The organism is Streptomyces cylindrosporus (assembly GCF_022698165.1).
GTDB classification, from domain to species: domain Bacteria; phylum Actinomycetota; class Actinomycetes; order Streptomycetales; family Streptomycetaceae; genus Streptomyces; species Streptomyces cylindrosporus.
The window spans coordinates 284,935-305,869 of the sequence record NZ_JALDAY010000015.1; the positions used below are offsets into that span (position 1 = coordinate 284,935).

Here is a 20,935-nt window from a genome sequence, read left to right on the forward strand (position 1 = left end):
CTCCTGGAGGTGCCCGCGTGCCCCGCACCGTGCCCAGCATTGCCGCCGAAGTCCCCGGCAACTTCGTCACCAGCGCGCTGTGGACCGCCCAGGTCGGCGCGATCATGCAGTGGCTCGTCGGCAGCGGAAGCAACGGTCTGCCGATGTTCTTCGGCTACCAAGCCACCAGCCAGTCCGTCGCTTCCGGGACCACGGGCGCCGCGATCACGATCGATACCGAGGTCATCGACACGGACGGCGGCCACTCCACCGTCACCAACACCAGCCGGTACACCTGCCAGGTCGCGGGCTACTACCTGCTGTGGGGATCGACCGCCTGGGCAATCAACGCGACCGAGGAGCGCATCACCTACTACCAGAAGAACGGGACCACCATCCCGGGCGGGTCGTCCGTGCAGATTCAGTCGGTGTCCTCGGGGCACGCGACCGTGGTTGTAGGCACCCTCATGATCGTGCCTCTCGCCGTCGGCGACTACGTCGAGGTGTGGGGCTCCCAGGTGTCCGGAGGCGCCCTGTCCACCCAGGCCGACGTCGCCGCCGGCAAGAACTGCAGCATGCTCGTCATGTGGCTCCACGCCTGACCCAACCACCGCCCAGCCGGCTTCCAGAACCACCCGGCATGGCTGCTCGGGGGCCGCTGTGTGGAACCCGTTCCGCGACGGGTTCCGGAACCCGTCCCCGCAGGGGTTTCCGGGCCGGGCGGAACCCGTTCCCGCAGGGGGTTCCGGACCCCGTTCCGCGACGGGTTCCGAGCCGCCCAGAAAGCCGGACCCCGTTCCGGGACGGGTTCCGGAACCCGTTCCCGCAGGGGGGTCCGCACTAGTACCTGGCTGAGCAACCCCCACCCACCGGCCTTCAAGACCACCGCCGCCCCCACGCGCGCGCATCCTTCACACCGGTCTCGTCGCCCGAAACCTGTGGCATCTCTTCCTGCCCCTTGTCGGCCTCAGCCACAGAAAGCACGCCACGGCGATACCCGCGGACGAACGAGCTGGCGCGCGTATGTCACGTCAACCACATCCGGTCCCAGCCACGCCTCTTGCTGTTGAAAGCCCCGCGTACCTTCAGCCGCCGACCGAGGGCGAGCCCATACGCACAGGGAAGGCGACCAAGCCCACCCACCATCTCACCCCAGCTGGACCGCGCCGTCGTACGACGGATCCACCGCCTCAGGAGGTCCTTCATGGCAACCAACCCCGACGAACTGGGCGCTCTCGCCTACACGGTGTACGCCGACACCGTCGGCCACCGCGCGGTCAACGGCGACCAGCTGCCCGACTGGAGCGGCCTCGACGACCGGGTGCAGGGCGCCTGGCGGGCCGCGGCACACGCCGTCCAGCTGAAGATCACCCGAGACCAGGAAGAGGGCGCGTGATGACGACCAACACCTGCCGCGGCATCGACGTCTCCGCCTACCAGAGCACCCAGGACTGGGCCGCCCACAAGAAAGACGGCGTCGCTTTCGCCTTCGCCAAGGCCACCGAAGGCGAACACACCCGCGACCAGCGATTCGACACCCACATCGCCGGCATCATCAAGGCCGGACTCACCCCCGGCGCCTACCACCTCGCCTGGCCCACCCAGGACGCAGACGCCGAGGCCGCGAACTACATCGCCGCCGTCGCCCCCTACGCCCGCAGCACCCACCTGATCCACTGGCTCGACCTCGAGGCCTACAACGACGGCCGCAACTACCAAGGACGCAGCGACGCGCAGATCCTCGCCTGGGCCACCACCTGGCTCGCCATCGTCCAGACCGCGTTCCCCACACAGCGCGTCGGCGCCTACACCTCCGCCGCCGACGTCGCTCAGGGCCACATCCCGCCCGACACCCCCCTGTGGTTCCCGCGCTACCCCGGCCCCTCCGTCGACACCTACGCCGAGGCCGAGCGCGCGGCGCGGCCGGCGCCGTCCGGACACACGGCGCTGTTCTGGCAGTTCACCAGCAGCCCCCTCGACCGGTCGATCTGCTACATGAGCGCGGACGACCTGCACACCTGGGCCACCGGCGGCACAACGCCCGCACACCCGAAGTACGAGCCGTACCCAGGACGCTCCTTCTTCCTCAGGGGGGCCGGGCCTGCCTACGGGAAGCGGTCGCCCATCTTCACCGCGATGGGCCGCCGGCTCGTCGACGTCGGCTGCGGCCACTACAAGGTCGGCCCGGGTCCCGTCCTCGGCAAGGCCGACGTCACCTCGTACGAGGCCTGGCAGCGCCAGTACAACGCCACCCACCACAAGCGCTGGACGGGCGACGCCCTGACCTGGCCGCCCGGCCGAGAGACCTGGGACGCCCTCAAGGTCCCGAAGACCTGAACCGGACACTCTGAGCCGCCGGGCGCCGAGGAGGCCGTATGGACGCTGCCCTGATCACGGCCATCGCGAGCCTCGTGGCCGCACCCGTGACGGCAGCAGCGGCCATATACGGCCAGCGTGGCGCGAACCGGGCAGCCCGCGAAGGCAGCGCCGCTGTCATCTACAACGACCTGACCCGGCACCTCACCCACGAGCGGGACAAGGCGGAGACCGACGAGGCCGCCGCCGAGGCCCGGGCCAGCGCAGCCGAAGCCAGAGCATCAGCGGCCGAAGCCAGGTCGTCCGTAGCCGATGCGGAGAGCAGCCGGCTCCGCGCCGAGAACGATCGCCTCCGGGCTCTCATCGCCCAGCTGGGAGGGCAACCCCCGTGACACGCACGGAAGGCGCCCTCTACCGGGCCCGGCACCTGCTGTGGATCGCCACCACCCTGTTGGTCCTCGCCAGCGGCCTCGCGTTCGCCTTCTACCTCATCGGGCGCGAATCTCACAGGGCCGACCGTTTCGCCGAGGAATCAACCCTCCGCGGAGACGCCGTCGCCACCCTTGCCGGCGACGTCCGCGCGCTGCGCCGGCAAGTGCAGGCAGAGGGCAAGACACCCGTCGCCCCGGACCCGAGCCGCGCGGTCGACAACCTCGGCGACCGGACCAAGTCCCCGGGACCGATTGCAGGCCCTCAGGGCCAGGAGGGGAGCCCCGGTCCCTCCGGAGCGCCGGGCAAGAACGGCGCGGCCGGCCAGCCGGGCGCCAGCGGCGCTCCCGGAGCGGCCGGTCCGGCGGGCCCTCCCGGACCAACAGGCCCTCCAGGCCCAGCCGGACCCACCGGTCCAGCAGGCCCGGCTGGCCCAGTTGGCCCAGCCGGGCAGGATGGCCGCGATGGCCAGGACGGCCAGAACTGCCCGTCGGGATACAGCCTCCAGACACCCTCGTACGACACGAGCGCCCTCGTGTGCCGGCAGGACGGAGCGCCCGACCCGGGCGGATCCTCCCCAGCATCGCAGGCCGCCGCCCTGGACCCCCGCCGCAAGACCGCTTGAGGAGACGCCCCCGCTCCGGGCGACCCACGCCGAGGAATCCCAGGAGAGCGACGGACGCGATCTGCGATCCCAAGACGTGGCCGCGGGGCTGACGTCTTCGAAAGCAAGTTGGGCCCCCACCCCGTCCGGGGTGGGGGCCCAACTCGGCGTTTCTGCGGACGTCAGACCTGACGGCGAAGGATCATCGCGTCGTACGGCGGGGCATCAGGGAACGGCAGCACCTCGCCGAACCACTCGTACCCCCAGGCCTCGTACAGGGCGCGCACCTTCGGATGATCCCGCTCCACCAGGAGCGTCACGCGTTCCTCCGGCCGGCCACGCAGCAATTCGTCGTGAATCTGCCCCGCGAGCCCGGTGCCGCGGACCCGCTCCACGACCATCAGCTCCGACAGCGCGAAGGTCCGGCTCCCCGTCTCCTCGGTCGCGCCTTTCGGTACGGCGGTGCGCAGGCCGTTCCACCAACGGGTACCGGGCTGCAGCGTGCAGCCGTAGGCGTAGCCGACCGGGACGTCGTCAAGGTAGGCGACTACGGCGGCGAAACCGGGCACCTCCGTGTTCCAGCCCAGCCGTTCGTCGAACCGGGCCACCGAGTGGAACTCCTCGCCGAGCCGGTCGGCATAGATCTCGGCGTACACATCCAGGAGTTGAGGCCGGATGTCCTTGAGTCCTGCCGCGTCCCTGCGTTCCAGGCGTGGCCCGTTCACATCTCACCTTTCCGTAGCCCGTGTCTGCTCGATGAAGTCGGCTGCCTCGGGCACGCTGCCCGCGTAGCGGCGCATCTGCACGCGGAGATCGCTTAGCCTGCTCCGTACCCGGTCGCTCTGCACCCGCTCCATCATGGCGGCCGTCCTGTGCGCCTCGTCGACGGCCTGCTCGACGTCCCCGCCGTCGAGTAGTGCCTGTGCCCGCTGCAGCTGGTAGTACACGCGGTTGCGCTCGAAGCGCGAGTCCAGCATGCCCAGTGCCGCGCCCGTCAGTTCCTGTGCCCGCTGGTGCTTGCCGAGAGCCTGGTGCGCGGCGCCAGCGAGACCGGTGAGCTCGGCCGGGGTGAGGAACGACAGCCAGGCCGCCGGTTCGCCCTTGGCCCGCCCGTACGCCGTCTCGGCGTGGACCAGGGACCGCTCGGCGCGCACCCGCTCCCCGACGCGCGCGTGCCCGACCGCCTGCCGGCAGTGCAACAGCGCCATCAGCCACGGATCCGTCTTGGCCTGCCGGGTCTCCACGGCCGCGCGGCCGATCCGCAGCGCCTCCTGATCGCGACCGAGAAGCCGAGCCTGCATCGCCAGATTCGACCAGACGCGGGCCTGCAGCTGGCCGTCCCCGGCGAGCATTCCGGCCTGCAGCGCCTCGTTGTAGAGGCCGGTCGCGGCTTCCTGCCTTCCCGCGTCGTAGGCGAACCAGCCCGCCGAGGCGGCGAGATCGCCTGATGCCGCATACAGGGCGCGCTCGACGCGGTCGCCGTAGGTGCAGTGGTTGAGCGCGTGGTGCACCTGTCCCAGGGCCAGCGCGGCGACCTCGTGGAGAGCGCCGCCGCCCAGGGAGTGGTCGTAGTTGTACAAGGCCGGGACGATCGCCCGGATCCGCTCGACGTCGCTGGCGCCGAGACGGCCGGCGGACGGGATGGCGTCGAGGCCTAAGGCGGCAGCCAGGCCCACCGCGATGAACTCCCGTCGTCGCACCGGGCGTTCCTCCTTCACGCGCGTCGGTCGCGGCGGCGGGGCCGGTACGCGTGACGACTTGCGCGGGACGAACCCCATGGCCTCCGGGCTGCGGCCGAAGATTTCCTGAAGGGCCAGAAGATAGCGAGACCAAGGCCACTGGACGTCGCCGCTGATCCAGCGCCGCACGTGCCGGTCCGTGCACTGGGTGGCCTTACCGAAGAGGACCTCGGCGGTCCTGTTCACCTGGTCGGCGAGCTCCTGGTGGGTGTAGCCGCACTCCTTGAGCAGGGCTTCGAGCTTCACATTCCGCTGTCTCGCCATGATGTCCCCTCGTCAACGCGCCCTACGACGGTAGTCCGACCGCCACCCACCGTGAAGTAAAACTGTCCGGTTGGCAGTTGGTAACTCACCCGGATCCGTCCTGACGGCAACTGGACAGTTCCTGTTGGCTCGTAAGGGACAGGCGAAACCCGGCGACCGCTGACACGGCCCCGGGGATGGCCAACGCTCTTTGCAGAGAGGGAGCGTCGACATGACGCAAGTTACCGCCTCACGCCCCGCACGCCCACAGGACGTTGAAAAGTCCAGGGGCGTCTACACCGTCACGCGTACAGGACTCGTCGCCGTCCCCGGCACCGAAGACTCCGGGTCCGTACGCGCCCGGAACGTCTCGCAGCGCCACTTCCCGGGAGGCCGCGATGACGGACAGCAGTGAGCCGACCCTGGCGGCGGGCTCCCAGGCGACGAGAGAACTCGCAGTGGCTGAGTGGCTCCTCGTCGCGGCCCACAACGCCGACGAGGCCGTTACCGACTGGCGCAACACCGGACTCGCCGTCCTTGAGTGCGGTGGCGTCTTCGCGGCACTGCGCATCCCCGCGCTCCTGGTCGTCGCCGCGGCCCGTACCAGCCACCCGGGCGACGTCGCCGAGTACCTCGCCGGCGCCCTGCACGGTGGTCCCGTCATCGTCAGCGCCAACGGCGACCAGTACTACGCCCTCGTGCCTCCGAGCACGGCGAAACGGAAACTTCCCCACGGCATCGAGTGCCTCACCCGCTCGTCGCTCCTGTTCGTCCCGCGCCCAGATCTCACCGACCCGAACCAGCACGCTCACACCTCCTACTGGGCCGTGCCGATGGATGGCCCCGGCGCCCTGTGCCAGCCCGACGCCGTGCTCCAAGTCGCGACCGTCGGCCGGTTCCGGCACACCCAGCAAGGAGGAGACCAGTGATTGCTCCCGACCATCGCATCCTCCAGTGGCTGGCACGTGTCCACGGCAGCGCCCGGGAGGCCAACACCGAATGGCGCACGCAGGGAGTCGCGATGCTCCCCATGGGCGATCGCCTGTGCGCCATCAAACTGCGCGGCGAACTCGTCCACGCGGCGTGCAACACCGACGACCCTGCACAAGTCGCCACGATCCTCGCCGAACGGCTCGACGGGGCCGTGATCGGCGATGACCGTGTCGGCGCCACCTACTACCCCCTCATCAACAACCACGCCGGCCTGGTCTGGGACCTCGACAACGATGCCCCTTGCCTTGGTGACGGCGTCTACCTCGGAGTCCCGGATCTTCACCGCGTCGCCCCGCCCGGTGCTCACTGGGTAGTGCGTCCCCGCTACGAAGGCGATCTCTGCCGACCCCAGTTCGTGCGCGACCTCGTAGCGGCCGGGACCCAGCGACTGCGCCCCGCAGGGTGCTCGTAGCCCACCCACGGCATGCGCTCAGATTTGCCGCCGAGCCCTAGGCCGCCGGCGACGGCTCTCGGCCCCGCTCTCGAAGGAGTCTCCCGTGGAACGGCAATGGGTCACCGGCGCCTGCAGCTCGGCTGCGGCCGTGACGACCTGCCGGTGATCTACCTCGGGCCGGTCCAGTGGGACGGCCAGCACGCCCCTTCCCACGCCTGCTCGGACTGCCTCGCCCGCCTCATGCGGCAGGCGACCACCTACTTCAGGCAGCGGCAGCCCGCCGCTGCCGCCCTCAGCACCCGCCCCGCCCGTGCTTGCCCCGGCGTACGGGCGGGGCGGGCCCCACATCCCAGGGGAGGACTGACGTGACAGCCCTGACCGCCCGACCGATCATCAGCCAACAGCAGGCCGCGTCCTGCTACTTCCGCACGACCGTGGAGGCGCCGTACCGCAAGGCGCTCATCCAGATCTGCGAGCCCTGCAACGAGAAGTGCGCCCACTGCTTCGTCTCGGCGACGAAGCGCGGCACCTACATGCGCCTCGAGGACATCCGCGACCGCCTGATTCCCCAGCTGGCCGAGGCCTGCGCGACCAGGATCACCCTCACCGGCGGAGAGCCGTTCCTGCACGCCGACCTCCTGGGCATCGTCCGCGAGTTCCGCTCGGCTGGCATGTCCGTCGGCATCTGCACCAACGCGACGCTGGTGACGGACCACCAGATCGACGTGCTCGCCGAGCTCGACGTCCACATGAACGTCTCCCTCGACGGCTTCTCCCACGGCTCCCACGACAAGTTCCGCGGCCATCCCGGGGGCTTCGAGGAGACGACCGAGACGGTCAGGCGGTTCGGACGCGCGGGCATCCTGCAGGGGCTCCTGTGCACCCCGAACAACCTCGCCGAGGACGAGGAGTACGCGCGCCTGTGCGCCTTCGCCCGCGACCAGGGCGCCGACTACGTGCTGATGAACCCCCTCGGCCCGATGGGCCGGGGCGAGAACTCCGAACGCAAGCTGCGCCGGCCGGACGACCGCATGCGGCACATCCGCGATATCACGCTCCCGTTCGCCGACGAGGGCCTCGACATGGTCCACATCCGCTTCCCGAACGACGACAAGCCCCTGAGTAACTGCGAAGCCGGCAGGATCATCTACGTCTTCACCCAGGGTGAAGTCACCGTCTGCCCCTACCTCGTGTTCGCGGCCAGGACCAAGGCGTCCCAGCACCCCGACACGGACTTCGTCGTCGGCAACGCGTGGACCGACGACGACATCGCGGCACGCCTGGACGCCTACAACTTCCACGAGCGTTGGCAGGTCGGCGCGAACAACAGCTGCGGCAGCTGCGCCATGTCCAGCGCGTGCGGCAAGGGCTGCCCGGCCGCCGTCGTCGCCGCCGGGCACCGCATCGGTGAGGTCGACAGCGAACTGTGCCCCGTCGTCCCCACCACCTCCCGCGTCCTGCCCCTGATCGAGGTCTCGTGAACGGCCAGGGAATGCTCATCGCCGTCGAAGGGCCCGGAGGAGTCGGCAAGTCCACGGTCACCGCCGCCTTGACCACGCTGCTCCGCGACGAGTTCGCGGTCAACGTGTGCGCGACACGGGAGCCCACGGACACTCCGCTGGGCACGATGGCGCGCCAAGGGACCGACGTCTACCGCGGCCTGGCGATGGCTCACCTCATCGCCGCCGACCGGTACCAGCACCTCGACGAGCAGATCCGGCCTGCCATGGCGCGCGGCGAGATCGTCGTCTGCGACCGGTACATCGCCTCGTCGCTGGTCCTCCAGGTCATGGACGGCGTCGACCGCGAGACCGTGTGGCGGATGAACGAGGCCGCCGAGCGCCCCGACCTCGTCGTGCTCCTCACCGCGCACCCCGACGTGCTCACCAACCGGCTGGCTCGCCGCGGCACGCACAGCCGCTTCGAGCGAGAGACCGACAGCAGTCACATCGAGTACGGGCTGTTCGCCGAAGCCGCTAAGTTCCTCGCAGACCGCGACGTTCCGATCGTGGAACTGGACGCGACCGCCGCCGATCCCGACACGCTCGCCCGCATCATCGCGGGCGACGTACTGACCATGCGGAGCCACAAGTCCCATGCCCCTGGACGTGCTGACCTTCAACCTCAACAACCCGTCCCGGGAGCGAGCGGAGAGGCAACTCTCGTACCTGACCGCCCGGCCGGAGCAGGTCCTCGTACTGACAGAGACGGCGCCTAGCGCCGGCTGCGAGTACCTGGCCTCCCGCTTCACAAGGGCTGGCTATCACGTCCGCTTCCCGGTACCGGAGCGTGGCGAGCGCGGAGTCATGGTCGTCAGCCGCCTCGCGCTCGTCCCTAGCGGCATCGCGTTCGGATACCTCCCGCACCGGGGCGTCGCCGTCAACGTCGAGACGGAGACCGGTCCCCTCGAGGTCCTTGGCCTGTACGTGCCCTCCCGCGACGCGACAGCGGTCAAGACGCAACGGAAGATGGACTTCCTCCGCGAGGCGTACCGGGCGATCCCCTCAGGCGACGACCCGGGCGCCCGCATCGTGCTCGGGGACTTCAACATCCTGGAGCCGAACCACCAGCCCCGGTATCCGTTCTTCCAGCCGTTCGAGTACGGCTTCTATTCGTGGCTCGTCCTCAACGGCTACCAGGACGCCTTCCGCTACCTGCACCCCGACGCAGCCGAGTACTCGTGGGTCGGCCGGACCGGGGACGGCTACCGCTACGACCACGCCCACGTGTCCGCTGGCCTCGCGGATTCCGTGCTCGGCTGCCTCTACCTCCACGAGCCACGCACCATGGCAAACCGACTCACCGACCACTCCGGCCTAACCGTCAGCCTCGACCTGGTCCCGGCCGCCCCACTGCCCGTAGTGGACCCGACCAGCACCGCCGAAACGGCGCTGTTCTGAGCGCCCCATACCCCGGAAGGACATCATGGACGCAACAACCTGGGAGCTGGTGCACCGCCTCGTCGGCTGGCTCGACGATCAGAGCCCGGTTCAGGGCGACATGGCCAAAGCGATGCGCGTGCTCAAGATCGGCGAGGAGTTCGGCGAAGTCGCTGAGGCGCTGCACGGCGTGATGGGGGCCAACCCGCGCAAGGGCACGAGCCACACGTGGGACGACGTCCACAAGGAGCTCAGCGACGTGGCGATCACCGCCCTGATCGCGCTGGCCTCCCTGACTCCCGACGCACAGAAGCTCTTCGACGAGCGGCTCCAGCAGATCGGCGAGCGCTCCCTGTCCTGATCGCCCTGTCCCGGCCCGCGCCTGAGGGATCTCAGCGCGTGGGCCGGTGGTCCCTGTGGACGTTGCGCAGATCGAGCTCGAGGGTGTCGGCGACCAGTACCGCCAGGGGCACGTCCAAGGCGTCCGCGATCGCGATGAGCAGCGACAACGGGGTATCCCGCTGACCCGTTTCGTGCCGGTGAACGGTGCGCCGTTCAAGCCCGACAGCGTGTGCCAGCTGCTCCTGCGTCAGCTTGCGATGCCGGCGCACCGTCCGGATGCGATCTCCGATGGCACGACGGCGGAGAACACTCCATTCCGGCTCTGGCTCAGGCACCCCACAAACCTGGTGGGGAAAAGATCATGTGTCAGTGCCCACAGTGGGCACTTTTCAGCCGCGCGGCGGGGTGCTTAAATGCTGACTTCAGCCAAGAAGTGCACTTGGCTCGCTACTTGCCGCTCCCAGCATCCCGAGTGGTGAGCCGTCTCTCCCCATGCTCCGCAAAGCCAGGAGGGGCGGATCCGTCTGGGGTCGGCGCTGTCGTCGCCGACCCCAGACGTGAGTGGTCAGCTGGCTGGCGACAGTGTCTGGTCGGCGTTCCCGGTCTCCAGGAGCCGCACGAGAGATGCCGTTACCACTCGCTTCACGCCGGAGATCGGAAGAACGCGGACCGGCGCCGCCCCTGCGTTGACCTGGTCGTACAAGGTGGTCTTGCCGATGCCCATGGCGGCAGCTGCCTCGGGGATGCTCACCGTCGCGGGCCATCCGCGGACCTCGGCGAGAGTGGGGGGCTTCTTGGCTCTGCTCATCCGGTGGCTCCATATCGCGATGCCGGCGCCTGCGCCCCGAGTGGGGGCTGATCTCGTGGCGCGCTTACGTCTCGCGTCTGCCGCGACTCCCCGGACGCCGCCGGAAATTCGCGGACTCCGCGACCTGAGACGGACGGTAAGGCATCATATGGAATCCGTGCAACTAACTCTCACGCGCGCAACTTGCGCGAACCGTCCTCGGCTTTCCGCCCGACAGCCGACACGCAGAACAGTCCCGACGCCGACAGCCGACCGATCCAGGTGGACGGAGGGCACCGGCTGGGCCCGGCCCGCAAGGGGGTTCCATGTCCCAACCGATCAAGCTGCAGCGATGGGCTCTCCGCCGCTACAGCCAGCCGGCCTCGGACACTGCTCGGTGGCCAAGGCGCGAGGACCTCGGCGGTCTCTCCGCGGTGCGCCTTGCTGACCTAACCCCCGACCAGGTCCGCCGATGGCTGGGCGAGGCGCGCCGTGGCTGATCCGATCAAAGAGATCACGCTGCCGAGCGGGAAGAAGCGCTACCGCTTCGTCCTTGACGTCGGCCGGCGACCGGACGGCGGCCGACGACAGCTCACCGTCACCAAGAACACGCTCAAGGACGCCCGGGCCGAGTACGCGCGACTCCTGGCCGCGAAGAACTCTGGCACGCTGATCGTTCCCAATAAGATCACCGTCGGGCAGTGGATCGACCAGTGGCTCAAGCTCAAGGAGGAGGACGTCGAGTCCACCACCCTCAACTCGTATGTGACCACGCTCAAGCCCGCCAAGAAGCACCTGGGACACATCCAGCTCCAGGAGCTCACCGAAGAAGACGTCGTGGCCTGGGTGAAGTGGCTGCTTACAGAAGGACGCGTCCGCCCGCGAAACGGCAACAAGGGCCTGTCGACCACGACGGCCGACATGGCGCTCGGCCGGTTGAAAGAGGTTCTGACCCGAGCCGTGACCAAACGCCTGGTCGGCCTCAACGTCGCTTCCGAAGTCTCCATCCCGAGGAAGGCCCGCCGGGCCGACCGCAAGGCCAGGCCCAAGACGAAGCCGTGGAACACGACCGAAGTGCGCACCTTCGTGGCCGGTATCCGAGAGGAACGGCTCTTCGCCGTGTTCCTGCTCAGTCTCATGGGACTGCGGCCGGCGGAGGTCTGCGGCCTGCGCTGGAGCGATATCGACTTGGCTGCGCGCGTCCTGGTCGTCGACAACACCCGAACCATGATCAACAACAATGAGGTCGTCGAGAAGGACACCAAATCGGAGTCGAGCGACCGAGACCTCCCGCTCCCCGCTCTGCTCTTCGAGGCGCTGAAGAGATTCCGTGCGCAGCAGGCGTCGGAGAAACTGGCGCTGGGGCAGGACTACCGGGAGTCCGGGTACGTCCTCGTCGACGAGATGGGCGAGCCCCTGAACGTCCGGCTGCTGCGCGTCGAGGCCAAGAAGCTCATGGACAAGCTCGGGATGCGCAAGGTGCGCCTCTACGACGCGCGAGCGTCGTGTCTGACCTTCTTGGCGAACGAGGGCGTTGCCCGGCACATCCTCGCTCGTTGGGCGGGCCACGGTAATCCGAAGACGACGGAGATGTTCTACCTGAAGCCGGACGTCGAGGATCTGCGCGGCGCTGCCGAGAGCTGGGGAGGCCTGGGGGGAGGCCCGCTGTGAGAGATTGTGAGATGGGCGGGTTCAGCCCTGGTGAGCGATCGGGGCGTGTAGGCCTTCGGATGAGCCCCTGGCCTGGGCGGGAGCGCTTGTTCCGTGATCTCTGACGCTGTGTCGTGGCCACATCTTCACGACACGGACTATGTGGGGCGCACCCTGGTGTAGAAGTCGATCACATGGCATCGTCCCCTATCAGCCGCGTCACGCGCACACCCCAGCACGTGCGCGACCGACGCACACGACGCGCACAGTCCGGGAGCCGCCCCAATGTCGACCGTGAACCCCCAGCCGCTCTGGCAGCCAGATCCGGAACGCATCACGCAGGCACAGGTCACGAAGTTCCAGGCCTGGGCGGCCGAACACCACGGCGCCCCGGCCGAGGGCGGCTACGCGGCACTGCACCGCTGGTCCGTCCAGGAACTGGACGCGTTCTGGAAAGCCGTCACCGAGTGGTTCGACGTACGGTTCTCGACGCCCTACGCGCGCGTACTCGGCGACCGCTCGATGCCGGGTGCCGAGTGGTTCCCCGGGGCGACCCTGAACTACGCCGAACACGCCCTGCGCGCGGCCGAGGCCCGGGAGGACCAACCCGCGCTCCTGCATGTCGACGAGACACACGAGCCACGCCCCGTGACCTGGTCCGAGCTGCGCCGCCAGGTCGGCTCCCTGGCGGCCGAGCTGCGCGCCCTCGGCGTACGCCCGGGAGACCGTGTCAGCGGCTATCTCCCGAACGTTCCACAGGCCGTCGTCGCCCTCCTCGCCACGGCCGCCGTGGGCGGCGTCTGGACGTCCTGCGCCCCCGACTTCGGCGCCCGCAGCGTCCTCGACCGCTTCCAGCAGGTCGAACCGGTCGTGCTGTTCACCGTCGACGGCTACCGGTACGGCGGCAAGGAGCACGACCGCCGTGAGATCGTCGCCGAACTCCGCCGCGAACTGCCCACGCTGCGCGCCGTGGTCCACATCCCGCTCCTCGGCACCGACGCCCCGGACGGCGCCCTGGAGTGGTCGGCCCTCACCGGCGCGGACGTGGAGCCCGAGTTCGAGCAGGTCCCCTTCGACCACCCGCTGTGGGTGCTCTACTCCTCGGGCACGACGGGCCTGCCCAAGGCCATCGTGCAGTCCCAGGGCGGCATCCTGGTCGAACACCTCAAGCAGCTCGGCCTGCACTGCGACCTCGGCCCCGAGGATCGTTTCTTCTGGTACACCTCGACCGGCTGGATGATGTGGAACTTCCTCGTCTCCGGCCTGCTCACGGGCACCACGATCGTGCTCTACGACGGCAGCCCCGGCTTCCCGGACACGGGCGCCCAGTGGCGCATCGCCGAACGCACCGGAGCCACTCTCTACGGCACCTCCGCGGCCTACGTCATGGCCTGCCGCAAGGCCGGCGTCCATCCCGCGCGCGACTTCGACCTCGCCAAGGTGAAGTGCGTCGCCACCACCGGGTCACCGCTGCCGCCCGACGGGTTCCGCTGGCTGCACGACGAGGTCCGCGACGACCTGTGGATCGCGTCCGTCAGCGGCGGCACGGACGTGTGCTCCTGCTTCGCCGGAGCCGTACCGACCCTCCCGGTCCACATCGGCGAACTCCAGGCCGCCGGCCTCGGCACCGACCTGCAGTCCTGGGACCCCAGCGGCGAACCCTTGATCGACGAGGTCGGGGAGCTCGTCGTCACCAACCCCATGCCGTCGATGCCGATCCGCTTCTGGAACGATCCCGACGGCAGCCGCTACCACGACAGCTACTTCGACACCTACCCCGGCGTGTGGCGCCACGGTGACTGGATCACCGTCACCTCGCGCGGCTCCGTCGTCATCCACGGCCGCTCCGACTCGACGCTCAACCGCCAGGGCGTGCGCATGGGCTCGGCGGACATCTACGAAGCCGTCGAGCGCCTCCCGGAGATCAGGGAATCCCTCGTCATCGGCATCGAACAGCCCGACGGCGGCTACTGGATGCCCCTCTTCGTGCACCTGGCCCCCGGCGCAGTCCTGGACGAGGCCCTGCTCGACCGCATCAAGCAGACCATCCGCGAACAGCTCTCCCCACGTCATGTACCCGACGAGATCATCGAGGTCCCGGGCGTCCCGCACACCCTCACCGGCAAGCGCATCGAGGTCCCGGTGAAACGCCTCCTCCAGGGCGCTCCGCTGGAGAAGGCGGTCAACCCCGGCTCCATCGACAACCTCGACCTGCTGTCCTTCTACGAGGACCTCGCCCGCAAACGCGCCTGACCGTCAGCCGCCGTAGGTGGCCTCGGACTCGCCGAGCACGGTGGCGAAGTCCGAGGCCAGCGCTGCCGCGTCGGCCGGCTCCAGCTCCGCGACGGTGATCCGCACACCCGGTGGCGACGACAGCCGGAACCGGGCTCCGGCGGCCACCCACCAGCCGTACGACCGCAGCCCGTTCACCACGGCCGACTCGTCCCGCACGGGCACCCACAGGTTCATCCCGCTCGTCCCGCGCGCGGGGATGCCACGATCGCCGAGTTCCCGCAGGAGGGCGCCGCGGCGCTCTTCGTACGTCTCCTGGGCACGCGCCACCAACGCGCGCGTGGCGGTGTCGGTCAGCAGCCCGTGCACGGTCTCCTGGAGCAGATGACTGACCCAGCCCGAGGTCAGCAGCAACCGCCCGTCGTGGCGGGCCAGCGTGGTCGCGTCACACGCGGCCGCGGCCCACCGCAGGTCGGTCCCGAGGAACTTGCTCACCGTCCGCACATGCACCCAGCGGGGCAGCCCGCTCACGGCCAGCGAACGCAGGGGCGCAGCGGCGACGGCGGACGCATGGTCGTTCTCGACGACCAGCACGTCCGGCTCGTCCCGAAGCACCTCCACGAGCGCGTCCCGACGCGTCACGGAGAAGCAGCCGCCGTACGGGTTCTGCGCCCGAGGACTGCACACCAGAGCCCGCACACCCGCCCGCAGCGCCCCACGCAGGGCATCCGGCCGCACACCCTCGTCGTCCACGGCCACCGGCACGATGCGCAACCCCAACGCCGTGACCAGGTCCAGCAGATGGTGATACCCAGGGTCCTCCATGGCCACGGCATCGCCCGGCCGCAGCTCCACGGACAACAGCCGCCCGATCAGATCGAGCGCCCCGTGCGCGAACGTCACATGCTCCACGGGCACACCATCGGCCCCGACCCACTCCCGCGTCGCGTCCTCCAGACGCGCCAGCCTCGGAGTCGAGCGATGCGAGCGAGAGCCGGGAGACAGACGCGACGGCGGTACGAGAGCGGGCAGCAGCCTCGGATCCGGGTGCCCGCCCGCCAAGTCCCGCAGCCCCTCCGGAACCCTGGGCGGCCGCCTCGACGCCACGGCGGGCGCGGGCGCCACCACCGTCCCGCCACGCCCGCGCGTGACGACGATCCCGCGACCGCGCAGCTCCTTGTACGCGGTGGCCACCGTCCCCGGACTCACGCCGAGGTCCTCCGCCAGCCGCCGCACCGGAGGCAGCGCCGCCCCCGGGCCCAACGCGCCCTCGGTCACACGGCGTTCGACGGACGCGGCAATTCCCTTGGCCGTCGTACCACGGATCCCATATTGTATTGCCACGTTTCCAATTATGTATCAGTACATAAATAGAGGCAAGGGGGAGCAGTGCATCCGATGCGCCGCGCAGCCGCATGGTCGAGCCGAATACCCGGAGGACGCGACGGACGCAGAATGCTCGCCGTCGCCCTCGTCGACCGCACCGGCAGCGGACTGTGGGCCTCGGTGTCCGTCCTGTACTTCACCTACGTGTCCGGCCTCTCCGTCGCCCAGGTCGGCACACTCGCCGCAACGGCAGGGGCCATCGGCATCGCCGGCGCACCCCTCGGCGGCCGCCTCGCCGACCGCTTCCCGCTCACCCGCGTCCTGATCGCCCTCCAACTCCTGCGCGCCCTGGCCTCCTTCGCCCTCCTCACCACCAACGACTACGCCCTGCTGCTCGCCTTCGCGGCGACCGGCAGCCTCGGCGACCGCGCCGCGAGCGTCCTCACCAAGCTCTACGCCACCCGCGCCGCCGGACCAGACCGGGTCCGCTACCAGGCCGTACAGCGCACTGTCGCCAACGTCGGCTGGGCCCTCGGCGGCCTCGCAGCAGCCGCGGCCCTCGCCCTCGGCACCACCACCGCGTACCAGTGGCTCCTCGTCGGCGACGCGGTCTCCTTCGTCGCCTCCGCGCTCCTCACCCTGCGCTGCGGCGAACCCCCGTCCACGGCCCGGACCGTCACCACCTCCAAGACCCGGGCACCCGCGACCAAGCCCCCAAACCCCTGGCGCGACCGCACGTACCTCGTCTACGTCGCCACGGAAACGGTCCTCTTCCTCGACGACGCCGTCTTCAAGGTCGGCCTGCCCCTGTGGATCGCGCACGCGAGCAACGCACCACACGGCCTCGCACCCCTGCTGATGGTCCTCAACAACGTGATGGTGGTGGCCCTCCAGGTCCCCCTGGCCCGCTTCGGCACCACCACGGCCGCCGCACGCGCCCTGCTGATCCCGCTGTCCGCCGCCTTCGCCCTCGGCGGTGCCGCACTGGCGCTCTCGGCGACCGGCGGAGCCGTCACCGCAACGCTGCTGCTCACCACCTCGGCCGTCCTCTTCACCCTGGCCGAGATGCTCCACGCCACCGTCTCCTGGGAACTCTCCGTCGCTCTGGCGCCTGACACCGCACAGGGCGCCTACCTCGGCGTCCACGGCCTGGCCCAGTCGGCGCAGCGCAGCGTCGGACCACTCGCCGTCACCGCAGCCATCGCCACCGGCCCGGCCGGCTGGACCGTCTTCGGCGCCACCATCGCCCTGACCTGCATCTTCCAGCACCGACTGGTCCGCGAACGCCTCGCCCGGACGGCGTTGTCAGTGCCGCCAGTTACTGTGAGTGAGCATTGATCGACCGTGCACAGGGGGAAAGATGACGCGCACCGACCACCAGACCATGCGACGCGTCCTGCGCCGCGAAATCGCCGGCACCATCGGCCTGCTGACCGACGAGCACGACTTCCGGGCCATGCGGCGCTACCGCAGCTTCACCTTCGGCGACCACACGACCTACCTGAACCAGGTGGAGGCGCTCCTCAAGACACGCGCCTCCCAGGGCAGCCACACCACGGTGGCCCTCTTCGACCCGCAGGAGTACGCCGAATTCTGCGCGGACACGGGCCTGGACCCCGACCTCCCGTCCAGCCGCACCCGCTTCACCGCGGAACTGGCGACCACAGGACCGACCGTCCCGTACGACGGCCGGCCCCTGGCCGACCTCGTCCCCGCCCTCGTCGACGAAGCCGTACGACAGGCCACCTGGGAGTACGCCTCGACACTCCTCGCCCGACTCGGCGCCTGCGCCTCCTGCGGAGAGGACATCGGCCGCGCCTCCTTCACCCGCGCGTCCGACCTCCTCGTTCGCATCCTCGACACGGCAGGACCGGGCAACCGCCACCTCGTCTGCAGCGTCAAGGGGACACCGGAAACACTCGTCTCCGTCCTGCACGCCGACGAGGACGACGAGGGCACGGTCCAACTGGACGAAGCCGAAGCCCTCGAATTCACCACGGTGCTGGCCCTCGGCATCGCCACCCGGAGCCCCGGCGGACTCGTCATGCGCACCACCGCTCCCGGGACCGGCGACCGCATCTACGGCTGGCGCCTGCGCGGGGAGGGCCTGGAACCCCTCACTGCCGGCGAGGTGTTCGACGCCTACTGCACCGACATCGAATCGGGAGACCTGATCTCCCCCGAGTCAGATGTCGACTACTGCGTACCGCCCGACCTCGGACAGGAGGGCCAGACACCGGGCCACCGCCACTGAACGCATGAGGGGCGCCCCACCCGCAGGCGGAGCGCCCCTCACGAACAGCCGTTCCGGCTCCTACTCGCCGGACAGCACCGCCTGAGCCGCGTTGCGCGCCTCCTCGGCGCTCTCCGTGGCCCGGGCGGCCGCGGCGGCCCGCTCGCACTGGGCCAGCGTGTACTTGGCCAGCGTCGCCCGGACGTAAGGAATCGACGCCGCACCCATGGAGAGGGAGGTGACACCCAGACCCGTCAGCACACACGCCAGCAGCGGATCGGACGCCGCCTCACCGCAGACGCCACAGCTCTTGCCCTCGGCCTTGGCCGCCTCCGCGGACAGAGCGACCAGGTCGAGCAGCGCGGGCTGCCACGGATCCTGCAGCCGGGACACCGCACCGACCTGCCGGTCGGCGGCGAAGGTGTACTGGGCGAGGTCATTCGTGCCCAGCGACAGGAACTCGACCTCCTGAAGGATCGAGCGGGCCCGCAGCGCGGCAGACGGAATCTCGACCATCGCACCGAACTTCGCCTGCAGACCCGCCTCACGGCAGGCGTCGGCGAACGCCTTGGCGTCGGCGCGGTCCGCCACCATCGGGGCCATCACCTCGAGGTAGACGGGCAGTCCCTCCGACGCCTTCGCGAGCGCTGTCAGCTGGGTGCGCAACACCTCGGGGTGGTCGAGCAGCGTCCGCAGCCCACGGACGCCCAGCGCCGGGTTCGGCTCGTCCGCCGGCGTCAGGAAGTCCAGCGGCTTGTCCGCGCCCGCGTCCAGCGCACGGACGACGACACGACCCTCCGGGAACGCCTCCAGCACCTGCCGGTAGGCCTCGACCTGCTTCTCCTCCGACGGGGCGTTCTTGCTGTCGTCCAGGAAGAGGAACTCGGTACGGAACAGACCGACGCCCTCGGCCCCGGCCTCTACGGCGGCCGGCACGTCGGCGGGACCGCCGACATTGGCCAGCAGCGGCACCTTGTGCCCGTCCGAGGTCGCGCCCGGCCCGGTCGAGGCGGCCAGCGCGGCCTTGCGCTCCGAGGCCGCGGCCTCGAGCTGCGCCCGCTTCTCCGCACTGGGGTTCACGAAGATCTCGCCGGTGCTGCCGTCCACGGCGATCACCGTGCCCTCGGCGAGCTCGCCGGCACCCGGCAGAGCCACCACGGCCGGCACGCCGAGCGCCCTCGCGAGAATCGCGCTGTGGCTGGTCGGCCCGCCCTCCTCGGTGACGAAGCCGAGGACCAGGGTCGGATCCAGCAGCGCCGTGTCGGCGGGCGCGAGGTCACGCGCGATGAGTACGTACGGCTCGTCGCTGTCCGGGACGCCCGGCATCGGAACCCCGAGCAGCCGGGCGACGATACGATTCCGCACATCGTCCAGGTCGGCCACGCGGCCGGCGAGGTACTCCCCGGCACCGGCCAGCAGGGCGCGATACGCGGCGAAGGCGTCGTACACGGCCCGCTCGGCCGTGCTGCCGACGGCGATACGCCGCTCGACGTCCGCCATCAGCTCCGGGTCCTGGGCCATCATGGCCTGCGCCTCGAGCACCGCCTGGGCTTCGCCCCCCGCCAGATTGCCGCGCGCCATCAGATCGGCCGCCACAGCCTGAACGGCCTGGCGGGCGCGCCCCTGTTCGCGCTCCGCGTCCTCCGCCGGGATCTGCTTGGCAGGCGGCTCGAGCACCGCCGTTCCCATGTGCCGAACCTCGCCGATCGCCACACCGTGGCTCACGCCGACGCCTCGCAGCGTTGTCTCCATCTCACCCGTCTCCGATAGTGCGGCGGGTCCCGCCGCCGCGATGGTTGTCCTACTCGCCGTCATACGACGGCAGTGACGTCACTTCCAGACGAAGAGACTGTCGCCGGCCTTCACATCGCCGTTGTCACGAAGATCGGAGAGGGCCTCGGTGGTGGCCTCCAGCGCCACCACCGGGCACACCGCGGACTTGCCTGCGGCCTCCACGGCGGCCGGGTTCCAGCGCACGACGCCCTGGCCGCGCGTCACGGTGTCGCCCTTGTTCACGAGGAGCTCGAAGCCCTCGCCGTTGAGCTGAACGGTGTCGATGCCGAGGTGGGTGAGGACTCCGTGCCCCTGATCGTCGACGACGACGAAAGCGTGCGGGTGCAGAGAGACGATCACGCCGTCCACGGGAGCGACGGCCTCGGAGGGCTCACGGACAGGGTCGATCGCCGTACCCGGGCCGACCATGGCCCCGGAGAAGACCGGATCAGGGACTGCGGCCAGTCCGATGGCGCGTCCGGCCAGAGGGGACGTCACGGTGGTCATGGGAAGCCTCCCAGGGGTGGAGATGCATATACGGGCCGTCACTGTGTGTCCCGGACGGCGCACTGTGCAGCAGGGTATGTCATATGAAGTGCTGGTTCCGCACGAAAGATACCGGTTAGTGGTCTAGACCACCAGCCCCAATCGATTTGCACCCGCTCTGCGGCCCCGTGTACAGTCGTACTCCTGCTTGAGGCCGAGCGACGCGACCAAGCGTCCTTGCTCAGCAGCACCCATACTCGTCAGATCCTATCTCGGGGTCATCTTCCGCATGCCTGCGGGAGGGTGGTCAGGGAGACGGAAAAACACTGATAGAGTTTGGAACACCGAAGGGAAGCCCGGAGGAAAGCCCGCGAGGGTGAGTACGAAGGAAGCGTCCGTTCCTTGAGAACTCAACAGCGTGCCAAAAATCAACGCCAGATATGTTGATACCCCGTCTCCGGTCGGCTTTGCCGGTTGGGGCGAGGTTCCTTTGAAATAAAACACAGCGAGGACGCTGTGAACCGTCGGGG

At 69.6% G+C, this 20,935-nt stretch carries 23 protein-coding genes; 15 read left to right on the top strand and 8 right to left on the bottom strand.

The window, feature by feature from the left end:
• Positions 1-17: 17 nt before the first annotated feature.
• The 4 genes from MQP27_RS41985 to MQP27_RS42000 all read left to right on the top strand — a co-directional run bounded on the left by MQP27_RS41985 (position 18) and on the right by MQP27_RS42000 (position 2,687).
• Positions 18-581, top strand: coding sequence for a hypothetical protein (locus tag MQP27_RS41985; protein ID WP_242775508.1), 564 nt, complete (start codon positions 18-20; stop codon positions 579-581).
• A 602-nt stretch (positions 582-1,183) separates the two neighbouring features.
• Positions 1,184-1,375, top strand: coding sequence for a hypothetical protein (locus tag MQP27_RS41990; RefSeq protein WP_242775509.1), 192 nt, complete (start codon positions 1,184-1,186; stop codon positions 1,373-1,375).
• The gene (locus MQP27_RS41995) at positions 1,375-2,316 is read left to right on the top strand and encodes a GH25 family lysozyme (RefSeq protein ID WP_242775510.1); all 942 of its coding nucleotides are present in this window, start codon (positions 1,375-1,377) and stop codon (positions 2,314-2,316) included. Before MQP27_RS41990 ends, MQP27_RS41995 begins: the two co-directional genes overlap by 1 nt.
• 38 nt (positions 2,317-2,354) lie before the next feature.
• Complete coding sequence (locus MQP27_RS42000) at positions 2,355-2,687, top strand: hypothetical protein (protein ID WP_242775512.1); 333 nt, start codon at positions 2,355-2,357, stop codon at positions 2,685-2,687.
• Positions 2,688-3,510: 823 nt separating this feature from the next.
• Here MQP27_RS42000 and MQP27_RS42005 read toward each other — a convergent pair.
• Together MQP27_RS42005 and MQP27_RS42010 are read right to left on the bottom strand one after the other, a co-directional pair.
• Positions 3,511-4,053 carry a GNAT family N-acetyltransferase gene (locus tag MQP27_RS42005; RefSeq protein WP_242775513.1) on the bottom strand — a complete coding sequence of 181 codons (543 nt, stop codon included), beginning with the start codon at positions 4,051-4,053 and terminating at the stop codon, positions 3,511-3,513.
• A 3-nt stretch (positions 4,054-4,056) separates the two neighbouring features.
• A complete protein-coding gene (locus MQP27_RS42010) occupies positions 4,057-5,331 on the bottom strand; it encodes an NsdA family TPR-like regulatory protein (protein WP_242775514.1) in 1,275 nt (424 codons plus the stop codon).
• Positions 5,332-5,708: 377 nt separating this feature from the next.
• On the opposite strand from MQP27_RS42010, the gene MQP27_RS42015 reads away from it, so the two are divergent.
• The 7 genes from MQP27_RS42015 to MQP27_RS42045 all read left to right on the top strand — a co-directional run bounded on the left by MQP27_RS42015 (position 5,709) and on the right by MQP27_RS42045 (position 9,937).
• The gene (locus MQP27_RS42015) at positions 5,709-6,239 is read left to right on the top strand and encodes a hypothetical protein (RefSeq protein ID WP_242775515.1); all 531 of its coding nucleotides are present in this window, start codon (positions 5,709-5,711) and stop codon (positions 6,237-6,239) included.
• On the top strand, positions 6,236-6,715 hold the full coding sequence (locus MQP27_RS42020; RefSeq protein ID WP_242775516.1) for a hypothetical protein: 480 nt from the start codon (positions 6,236-6,238) through the stop codon (positions 6,713-6,715). Before MQP27_RS42015 ends, MQP27_RS42020 begins: the two co-directional genes overlap by 4 nt.
• Before the next feature lie 96 nt (positions 6,716-6,811).
• Entirely contained in the window at positions 6,812-7,066 is a 255-nt protein-coding gene (locus MQP27_RS42025; RefSeq protein WP_242775517.1) for a hypothetical protein, read from the top strand.
• Complete coding sequence (locus MQP27_RS42030) at positions 7,063-8,178, top strand: radical SAM/SPASM domain-containing protein (protein WP_242775518.1); 1,116 nt, start codon at positions 7,063-7,065, stop codon at positions 8,176-8,178. Before MQP27_RS42025 ends, MQP27_RS42030 begins: the two co-directional genes overlap by 4 nt.
• Positions 8,175-8,915, top strand: coding sequence for a dTMP kinase (gene tmk, locus MQP27_RS42035; protein ID WP_242775519.1), 741 nt, complete (start codon positions 8,175-8,177; stop codon positions 8,913-8,915). The genes MQP27_RS42030 and tmk overlap by 4 nt, the downstream gene beginning before the upstream one ends.
• Positions 8,800-9,597, top strand: coding sequence for an endonuclease/exonuclease/phosphatase family protein (locus tag MQP27_RS42040; RefSeq protein ID WP_242775551.1), 798 nt, complete (start codon positions 8,800-8,802; stop codon positions 9,595-9,597). The genes tmk and MQP27_RS42040 overlap by 116 nt, the downstream gene beginning before the upstream one ends.
• A 25-nt stretch (positions 9,598-9,622) precedes the next feature.
• On the top strand, positions 9,623-9,937 hold the full coding sequence (locus MQP27_RS42045; RefSeq protein ID WP_242775521.1) for a MazG-like family protein: 315 nt from the start codon (positions 9,623-9,625) through the stop codon (positions 9,935-9,937).
• A gap of 31 nt (positions 9,938-9,968) precedes the next feature.
• On the opposite strand, the gene MQP27_RS51260 is transcribed toward MQP27_RS42045, so the two are convergent.
• Both MQP27_RS51260 and MQP27_RS42055 read right to left on the bottom strand, forming a co-directional pair.
• Complete coding sequence (locus tag MQP27_RS51260) at positions 9,969-10,253, bottom strand: helix-turn-helix domain-containing protein (RefSeq protein ID WP_308290084.1); 285 nt, start codon at positions 10,251-10,253, stop codon at positions 9,969-9,971.
• Between the two features lie 230 nt (positions 10,254-10,483).
• Entirely contained in the window at positions 10,484-10,726 is a 243-nt protein-coding gene (locus tag MQP27_RS42055) for a DNA-binding protein (protein ID WP_242775523.1), read from the bottom strand.
• A gap of 471 nt (positions 10,727-11,197) precedes the next feature.
• On the opposite strand from MQP27_RS42055, the gene MQP27_RS42060 reads away from it, so the two are divergent.
• A complete protein-coding gene (locus MQP27_RS42060) occupies positions 11,198-12,376 on the top strand; it encodes a tyrosine-type recombinase/integrase (protein WP_242775524.1) in 1,179 nt (392 codons plus the stop codon).
• 264 nt (positions 12,377-12,640) lie between these two features.
• Positions 12,641-14,608: an acetoacetate--CoA ligase gene (locus MQP27_RS42065; RefSeq protein WP_242775526.1), complete on the top strand. Its 1,968-nt coding sequence runs from the start codon at positions 12,641-12,643 to the stop codon at positions 14,606-14,608.
• Positions 14,609-14,611: 3 nt separating this feature from the next.
• Here the strand turns inward: MQP27_RS42065 and MQP27_RS42070 are convergent, their stop codons facing one another.
• Positions 14,612-15,931 carry an aminotransferase class I/II-fold pyridoxal phosphate-dependent enzyme gene (locus MQP27_RS42070; protein WP_242775528.1) on the bottom strand — a complete coding sequence of 440 codons (1,320 nt, stop codon included), beginning with the start codon at positions 15,929-15,931 and terminating at the stop codon, positions 14,612-14,614.
• Positions 15,932-16,042: 111 nt separating this feature from the next.
• Here MQP27_RS42070 and MQP27_RS42075 point away from each other — a divergent pair, with 111 nt between their 5' ends.
• Both MQP27_RS42075 and MQP27_RS42080 read left to right on the top strand, forming a co-directional pair.
• Positions 16,043-17,251 (top strand): MFS transporter, encoded by a 1,209-nt coding sequence (locus tag MQP27_RS42075; protein ID WP_242775529.1) that lies wholly within the window; start codon positions 16,043-16,045, stop codon positions 17,249-17,251.
• 22 nt (positions 17,252-17,273) lie between these two features.
• On the top strand, positions 17,274-18,167 hold the full coding sequence (locus MQP27_RS42080) for a DUF8829 domain-containing protein (protein ID WP_242775530.1): 894 nt from the start codon (positions 17,274-17,276) through the stop codon (positions 18,165-18,167).
• A gap of 60 nt (positions 18,168-18,227) precedes the next feature.
• Here the strand turns inward: MQP27_RS42080 and ptsP are convergent, their stop codons facing one another.
• The 3 genes from ptsP to MQP27_RS42095 all read right to left on the bottom strand — a co-directional run.
• On the bottom strand, positions 18,228-19,898 hold the full coding sequence (gene ptsP / locus MQP27_RS42085; RefSeq protein WP_242775531.1) for a phosphoenolpyruvate--protein phosphotransferase: 1,671 nt from the start codon (positions 19,896-19,898) through the stop codon (positions 18,228-18,230).
• 78 nt (positions 19,899-19,976) lie between these two features.
• A complete protein-coding gene (locus MQP27_RS42090) occupies positions 19,977-20,426 on the bottom strand; it encodes a PTS sugar transporter subunit IIA (RefSeq protein WP_242775532.1) in 450 nt (149 codons plus the stop codon).
• 246 nt (positions 20,427-20,672) lie between these two features.
• Positions 20,673-20,935 (bottom strand): hypothetical protein (locus MQP27_RS42095; RefSeq protein WP_242775533.1); only part of this gene is annotated, 263 nt, incomplete at its 5' end.